The organism is Cellulomonas sp. P4_B5_2 (assembly GCF_056402235.1).
Map to the genome: position 1 here is coordinate 1 of NZ_JBFUHU010000198.1, position 7,015 is coordinate 7,015.

Consider the following 7,015-nt stretch of genomic DNA (forward strand, 5'->3'; position numbering starts at 1 on the left):
GTTCCGAACCCGCGGGACCGGCGTGTCCAGCGACGTCGAGACGACGATCGTGCCGCAGCTGCTCAGCGAGATCGACGGCGTCGAGCGGCTCGAGAACGTCATCGTCATCGGCGCGTCGAACCGCGAGGACATGATCGACCCCGCGATCCTGCGGCCTGGCCGTCTCGACGTGAAGATCAAGATCGAGCGACCGGACGCGGAGGGCGCGCGGGAGATCTTCGGCAAGTACCTGGTGCCGACGCTGCCCATCCACCCCGACGACATCGCCGAGCACGGCGGTTCCACGTCGGCGGCCGTCGAGGCGATGATCACGCGTGTGGTCGAGCGGATGTACACGGAGAGCGACGAGAACCGGTTCCTCGAGGTCACGTACGCCAGCGGCGACAAGGAGGTCCTGTACTTCAAGGACTTCAACTCCGGGGCGATGATCCAGAACGTCGTCGACCGGGCGAAGAAGTCGGCGATCAAGGACTTCCTGCAGAACGGTCAGCGCGGGATCCGCGTCGAGCACCTGCTGACGGCGTGCGTGGACGAGTTCCGCGAGAACGAGGACCTGCCGAACACCACCAACCCGGACGACTGGGCGCGCATCTCCGGCAAGAAGGGCGAGCGCATCGTCTTCATCCGCACGATCGTGCAGGGCAAGAAGGGCGCGGAGGGCTCGCGCACCATCGAGAACGTCACGAGCACGGGGCAGTACCTCTGACGGACGGATGTCCTGGCGCGCGGTCGCACCGTCCTAGGGTGGACGGGTGACCGTGCGCCGCGTGATGGGGATCGAGACCGAGTACGGGATCCTCCAGCCCGGACGTCCTCTGRCCAACCCCATGCTGCTGTCCAGCCACGTGGTCGCGGTGCACGCGGCGGCCCGCGAGGGTGCCCGCACCAAGGCGCGGTGGGACTACGACGACGAGGACCCGCTGCACGACGCCCGCGGGTTCCACCTGCAGCGCGCGTCGGCCCACCCGTCCCTGCTGACGGACGACCCGGAGAAGCCGGCGCCCTCCGGTGACGGGCCGCAGGCCCTGCCGCGCGCCACCACCGAGGAGTACGAGGACCCCGGCGCGGCGAACGTCATCCTCACCAACGGCGCACGCCTGTACGTCGACCACGCGCACCCGGAGTACTCGTCGCCCGAGGTCACCAACCCGCTCGACGCTGTGCGCTGGGACCGCGCCGGCGAGCGCGTCATGCTGGCGTCGGTGCGGGCCCTGGCGTCCACCGCCGCGCTGCCGGACGTCGCCCTGTACAAGAACAACGTGGACGGCAAGGGCGCCACCTACGGCATGCACGAGAACTACCTCGTCGACCGGGCCGTGCCCTTCAGCGACCTGGCGGCCCGGCTGATCCCGTTCTTCGTCACCCGCCAGGTGTTCACGGGGGCCGGCCGCGTCGGTCTCGGTCAGCGCGGCGAGGAGCAGGGCTTCCAGCTGTCGCAGCGGGCCGACTACATGGAGGCCGAGATCGGCCTGGAGACGACGCTGCGCCGCCCGATCATCAACACGCGCGACGAGCCCCACGCAGACCCGGACCGGTGGCGGCGTCTGCACGTGATCATCGGCGACGCGACGATGCTCGAGGTGGCCACCTATCTGCGACTGGGCACCACGTCGCTGGTCCTGTGGCTCATCGAGCGCGCGGTCGCCGAGGGCGGTGCCGGGGGAGCGCTGGCTGCGATCGACCGGCTGACCCTGCGGGACCCCGTGCAGGCCGTCCACGTGGTCAGCCACGACCTGAGCCTCACCGCGCGCCTCGAGCTCACCGACGGGCGTCGGCTGACGGCCCTGGAGGTGCAGCGCGAGTACCTCGCGGCGGTGCGCACGGCGCTGGCTCACGTCGGCGACGAGCCCGACGCCCAGACGACGGACGTGCTGACCCGGTGGGAGTCCCTGCTCGACCGGCTGGACACGGACCCCGCGTCGTGCGCCCGGGAGGTCGAGTGGCTGGCCAAGCTCCGGCTGCTGGAGGGGATGCGCCGCCGCGACCGGCTGGCGTGGGACCACCCGCGGCTGGCGGCGATGGACCTGCAGTGGTCCGACGTGCGGCCCGAACGCGGCCTGTACCACCGGCTGGTCCAGGCCGGTGCGGTCGAGCTGCTGGTGACCCCCGAGCAGGTGGCCGACGCCGTGCTGCACCCGCCCCGCGACACCCGGGCGTACTTCCGCGGCGAGGCGGTCGCKCGGTACGGCGGCGAGATCTCCGCGGCGAGCTGGGACTCCGTCGTGTTCGACGTGCCGGGCGCGGCGACGCTCCAGCGGGTCCCGATGCGCGACCCGTTGCGCGGGAYGCACGCGCACGTGGGCGAGCTCCTGGACCGGAGCCCCGACGCCACGGCCCTGCTCGACGCGCTCGGCGCGTAGCGACGCCGGCCGGCCGGCACGAGTTCGCCCGCTCGCTCGTCCGCACCGTGGGCGTCGGGACCGGGAGCGTCGGGAGATGGGCCTAGGGTGGGCGTCAGCACGTCGTCTGGCACCCCGGGAGGTCACCATGGCTGGTCAGGAACACGTACGCCCGCGCCGCGAGGACGCGGAGCCGGACGACGGCCCGGACACGCCCGCCCCGGCAGCGCCGAGCGCGCAGTCGCGGGACGCGGAGGTCGACGCGCTGCTCGACGAGATCGACGACGTCCTGGAGTCCAACGCCGAGCAGTTCGTGCGCGGGTTCGTGCAGAAGGGCGGTCAGTGACCGCCGATGAGCTCACACGACACGTCCGCTTCCGGGCGGCTGCCGCACGCGTTCACGACCCCCGGCTCGTCGTCGTTCGTGGAGTTCTTGTCCGGCCACGCCCCGCAGCTGCTGCCGGGTAACCGGCCGGCCGGAGAGGTGCACGCGCCGCACGGCACCACCATCCTGGCGCTCGGCTTCGAGGGCGGGATCGTCATGGCCGGTGACCGCCGCGCGACCATGGGGTCGATGATCGCGAGCCGGGAGATCGAGAAGGTCTTCCCGGCCGACGAGTACTCAGCCGTCGGCATCGCCGGCACCGCGGGGCTCGCCGTGGAGCTGGTCCGGCTCTTCCAGCTGGAGCTCGAGCACTACGAGAAGATCGAGGGCAGCCTGCTGTCGCTCGACGGCAAGGCGAACCGGCTCGCGACGATGATCCGCGGGAACCTGGGCATGGCCATGCAGGGGCTGGCGGTCGTCCCGCTGTTCGGCGGCTTCGACCTGGACCGTCGGCTCGGGCGGATCTTCTCCTACGACGTCACGGGCGGCCGGTACGAGGAGCACGACCACCACGCGGTCGGGTCGGGCTCCGTCTTCGCGCGCGGCTCGCTCAAGAAGCTGTGGCGGCCGGGGCTGGACGCCCCCGGTGCGATCCGCGTGGCCGTCGAGGCGCTCGTGGACGCGGCCGACGACGACTCGGCAACCGGCGGTCCGGACCACACGCGGGGGATCTGGCCGGTCGTCGCGACCGTCACGGAGTCCGGGTATCTGCGGGTCAGCGATGCCGACCTGGCCGCGGTCGCGGAGCAGGTCGAGCAGGAACGACGCCGCTCGCACGAGAGCCGTGGGGGTGCGCGATGAGCATGCCGTTCTACGTCTCGCCCGAGCAGCTGATGAAGGACCGGGCGGACTACGCGCGCAAGGGCATCGCCCGCGGACGGTCCGTCGTGGTCCTGCAGTACGACGACGGCATCGCGTTCGCCACCGAGAACGCGTCGCGCGCGCTGCACAAGATCTCCGAGATCTACGACCGGATCGGCTTCGCGGCCGTCGGCAAGTACAACGAGTTCGAGAACCTGCGGGTCGCCGGTGTGCGCTACGCCGACCTGCGCGGCTACTCCTACGACCGGGAGGACGTCACCGCGCGCGGGCTGGCCAACGCCTACGCGCAGACGCTCGGCACCTCGTTCACGACGGAGTCCAAGCCGCTCGAGGTCGAGATCGTCGTGGCCGAGGTGGGGCGGGCCCCGGCCGGCGACCAGATCTACCGGCTGGCGTACGACGGCTCCGTGACCGACGAGCACGGCTACGTCGTGATGGGCGGCCAGGCCGAACGGCTCGGCGGGCTGCTCGCCCAGGAGTGGCGTGCCGGGCTCACGCTGCCCGAGGTTCTCGCGCTCGCCGTGCGCACGCTCGGCTCACCGGCGGACGAGGGCGGCGAGGCGCGGACGATCCCCGCGGCGCAGCTGGAGGTCGCGGTGCTCGACCGGACGCGACTCCGACGCACCTTCCGGCGGTTGGCCGGGGCGCTGCTGGAGGACCTGCTGGACGCAGACTGAGGACACCGGACCGGGCGACGGAGGGAGCACGGCGATGGACAGGCGGATCTTCGGCCTGGAGACGGAGTACGGCGTGACGTGCGCCGCCCAGGACGGTCGCGGGCTGTCGGCCGACGAGGTCGCGCGCTACCTCTTCCGCAAGGTCGTCGCCTGGGGTCGTTCGTCGAACGTGTTCCTGCGCAACGGGTCGCGCCTGTACCTCGACGTCGGCTCGCACCCCGAGTACGCCACCGCCGAGTGCGACGACGTCCGCCAGCTGGTCACGCACGACCGTGCGGGCGAACGGATCCTCGAGGGGCTCGTCGCGGACGCGCAGCAGCGGCTCGAGCACGAGGGCCTGCCCGGCACGATCCACCTGTTCAAGAACAACACCGACTCGGCCGGCAACTCCTACGGCTGCCACGAGAACTACCTGGTGCGCCGGCAGGGCGACTTCTCGCGGCTGTCGGACGTGCTGGTGCCCTTCCTCATCACGCGCCAGATCCTCACGGGCGCGGGCAAGGTGCTCACCACGCCGCGGGGGGCGGTCTACTGCCTGTCGCAGCGCGCGGACCACATCTGGGAGGCGGTCTCCAGCGCCACCACCCGGTCCCGGCCGATCATCAACACGCGCGACGAGCCGCACGCGGACGCCGAGCACTACCGCCGCCTGCACGTGATCGTGGGCGACTCGTCGATGTCCGAGACCACCACGATGCTCAAGGTCGGCACCACGGACCTGTTGCTGCGGATGATCGAGGCCGGCGTCCCCATGCGGGAGATGGCCCTGGAGAACCCGATCCGCGCGATCCGGGAGATCAGCCACGACCTCACGGGCATGCACCCGGTGACCATGGCGAACGGCCGGACGGTCACCGCGATCGACCTGCAGGAGGAGTACCTCACGCGGGTGACGGACTTCCTGGCCTCCGAGGGCGGTCCGAGCCCGGAGAACAAGCAGGTGCTCGACCTGTGGGAGCGCGGGCTGCGTGCGATGCGCACCGGCGACCTCACGCTCGTGGACCGCGAGCTGGACTGGGTGATCAAGTACAAGCTCATCGAGCGCTACCGCGCCAAGCACGACCTGGAGCTGTCCGACGTCCGGGTGCAGCGCCTCGACCTGGCGTACCACGACATCTCCCGCACCGAGGGCCTCTACAACCTGCTGGCCGCCAAGGGCATGGTCGAGCGCGTGACCACGGACCTGGAGATCTTCGAGGCCACCGCCGTGCCGCCGCAGACCACCCGGGCCAAGCTCCGGGGWGACTTCGTCCGGGCCGCGCAGGATGCCCGCCGTGACTACACCGTCGACTGGGTGCACCTCAAGCTCAACGACCAGGCGCAGCGCACCGTCCTGTGCAAGGACCCGTTCCGGAGCGTGGACGAGCGGGTGGACCGGCTCATCGAGTCCATGTAGGACGAGCGCCCAGGACGGCGCCGTACAGTGTGGCGGTCCTGCGCGATCGCGTGACGGACCCAGGAGCTGGAAGGAACGACGTGCGACGACTGCAGGGCCGAGCCCTGGTCGCCGGTCTGGCGATCGCGCTGATCACCCTCACCGGGTGCACCACCCCGGAGACCGAACCCGCCGCGGTCACGGTGTCGGGGGAGCCGGGTGAGGCGCCGACGATCACCTACGTCACGCCGTTGCAGGTCGACGCGACGCGCACGGAGCAGATCTGGCCGGGCACGGGCGCCGAGCTGGCCGAGGGAGCGCCGGTGCTCATCGACTTCTGGCTCGAGGACGCCACGGACGCGTCCCTGGTCAAGGAGAGCTACTCGTCCAACCCGACGGCGATGCTGCTGACGGAGGAGGACCTCGGCACGGACCTGTACGAGACGCTCCGGGGGCAGCAGGTCGGGGCACGGCTGCTCCAGGTGAGCCCGGGGAGCGGCTCGGGCGCGTCGGACTACCCGACCGTGACGGTCGTCGACGTGCTGCCCACCCGCGCGGAGGGTGAGCCCGTGCCGCCGGTCCCGAACCTCCCGGTGGTGACGCTGGACGCCTCGGGCGCCCCGTCGATCACCCCGACCGGTACCGAGCCACCGACGACCCTCGTCGCGCAGCCGCTGGTCCGCGGCTCCGGTGAGCAGGTCGGGGCGAGCGACGTCGTGACCGTGCAGTACACGGGCTTCGCCTGGACGACCGGAGAGGCGTTCGACTCCACGTGGTCGCACGGGCTCCCGGTCTCGTTCTCCCTGCAGGACGTCCAGGCCTGGGCCGAGGGCCTCGTCGACCAACCGGTCGGCAGCCAGGTCATGCTGGTCGTCCCGCCGACCTACGCCCTCGGCGTCACCGACAGCGAGGAGCTGGCAGGCCAGACGGTCGCCTTCGTGGTCGACATCCTGGCCACCGGGCACCCGGAGCAGGCTGCCGGCTAGCTCGAGGGCAGGACCTTCTGGATCGTGCTGAGATCGTTCCGGTCACCGTCGATCGTGATGTCGGCGGCGGCCCCGCGCCCGAGCAGGTAGAGCGCGAGCTCGCCGACCTCCCCGTGGACCACGACGGTGCCGTGATCGCCCTTCGGTGAGCGCAGGTGGTGCCGCACGCCGTCGCAGCGGACCAGGACGACGCCCACCGGGACGCTGCGCAGGCGCAGCCCTCCCGTCCGCTTGAGCTGGCTCCACAGGGCTTCGACGAGGTCGGGGTCCAGCTCACGCGCAGCCACCGGTCCGGCGCCCCGGCGCACGTCCTCGGTGTGCACGAAGAACTCGATGAGGTTGCTGGCCTCGGCGGCCCAGGCGGCCGGGTGCCACGCCGCGGGGCGGTCGGCCACCCGGGCCACCAGGTCCCGGTAGGTGCCCTCGGTGGT

The 7,015-nt window shown here is 71.6% G+C and carries 8 protein-coding genes; 7 read left to right on the forward strand and 1 reads right to left on the reverse strand.

What is annotated here, in order from left to right:
* From AC1DUQ_RS14460 to AC1DUQ_RS14490, 7 genes are all read left to right on the forward strand, one after another.
* Nucleotides 1-706: AAA family ATPase (locus AC1DUQ_RS14460; protein WP_477074022.1), on the forward strand; the 706-nt coding region annotated here is incomplete at its 5' end.
* A gap of 46 nt (nucleotides 707-752) precedes the next feature.
* Nucleotides 753-2,360, forward strand: a complete 1,608-nt coding sequence (gene dop / locus AC1DUQ_RS14465; protein WP_477074023.1) for a depupylase/deamidase Dop — start codon at nucleotides 753-755, stop codon at nucleotides 2,358-2,360.
* Between the two features lie 127 nt (nucleotides 2,361-2,487).
* On the forward strand, nucleotides 2,488-2,685 hold the full coding sequence (locus AC1DUQ_RS14470; RefSeq protein ID WP_056094052.1) for a ubiquitin-like protein Pup: 198 nt from the start codon (nucleotides 2,488-2,490) through the stop codon (nucleotides 2,683-2,685).
* A gap of 6 nt (nucleotides 2,686-2,691) precedes the next feature.
* A complete protein-coding gene (prcB, locus tag AC1DUQ_RS14475; protein ID WP_477062866.1) occupies nucleotides 2,692-3,525 on the forward strand; it encodes a proteasome subunit beta in 834 nt (277 codons plus the stop codon).
* Nucleotides 3,522-4,223 carry a proteasome subunit alpha gene (gene prcA, locus AC1DUQ_RS14480; RefSeq protein WP_477062867.1) on the forward strand — a complete coding sequence of 234 codons (702 nt, stop codon included), beginning with the start codon at nucleotides 3,522-3,524 and terminating at the stop codon, nucleotides 4,221-4,223. The genes prcB and prcA overlap by 4 nt, the downstream gene beginning before the upstream one ends.
* A 34-nt stretch (nucleotides 4,224-4,257) precedes the next feature.
* Complete coding sequence (pafA, locus tag AC1DUQ_RS14485; protein WP_056094063.1) at nucleotides 4,258-5,619, forward strand: Pup--protein ligase; 1,362 nt, start codon at nucleotides 4,258-4,260, stop codon at nucleotides 5,617-5,619.
* 80 nt (nucleotides 5,620-5,699) lie between these two features.
* Complete coding sequence (locus tag AC1DUQ_RS14490; RefSeq protein WP_477062868.1) at nucleotides 5,700-6,584, forward strand: FKBP-type peptidyl-prolyl cis-trans isomerase; 885 nt, start codon at nucleotides 5,700-5,702, stop codon at nucleotides 6,582-6,584.
* Here AC1DUQ_RS14490 and AC1DUQ_RS14495 read toward each other — a convergent pair.
* A partial coding sequence (locus AC1DUQ_RS14495) for a TIGR03085 family metal-binding protein (protein ID WP_477074024.1) occupies nucleotides 6,581-7,015 on the reverse strand: 435 nt, incomplete at its 5' end. The genes AC1DUQ_RS14490 and AC1DUQ_RS14495 overlap by 4 nt on opposite strands.

Coding starts and splice junctions, on each gene's coding strand:
- AC1DUQ_RS14470 (WP_056094052.1), top strand. CDS start 2,488: ATGGCTGGTCAGGAACACGTACGCCCGCGCCGCGAGGACGCGGAGCCG.
- prcB (WP_477062866.1), top strand. CDS start 2,692: ATGAGCTCACACGACACGTCCGCTTCCGGGCGGCTGCCGCACGCGTTC.
- prcA (WP_477062867.1), top strand. CDS start 3,522: ATGAGCATGCCGTTCTACGTCTCGCCCGAGCAGCTGATGAAGGACCGG.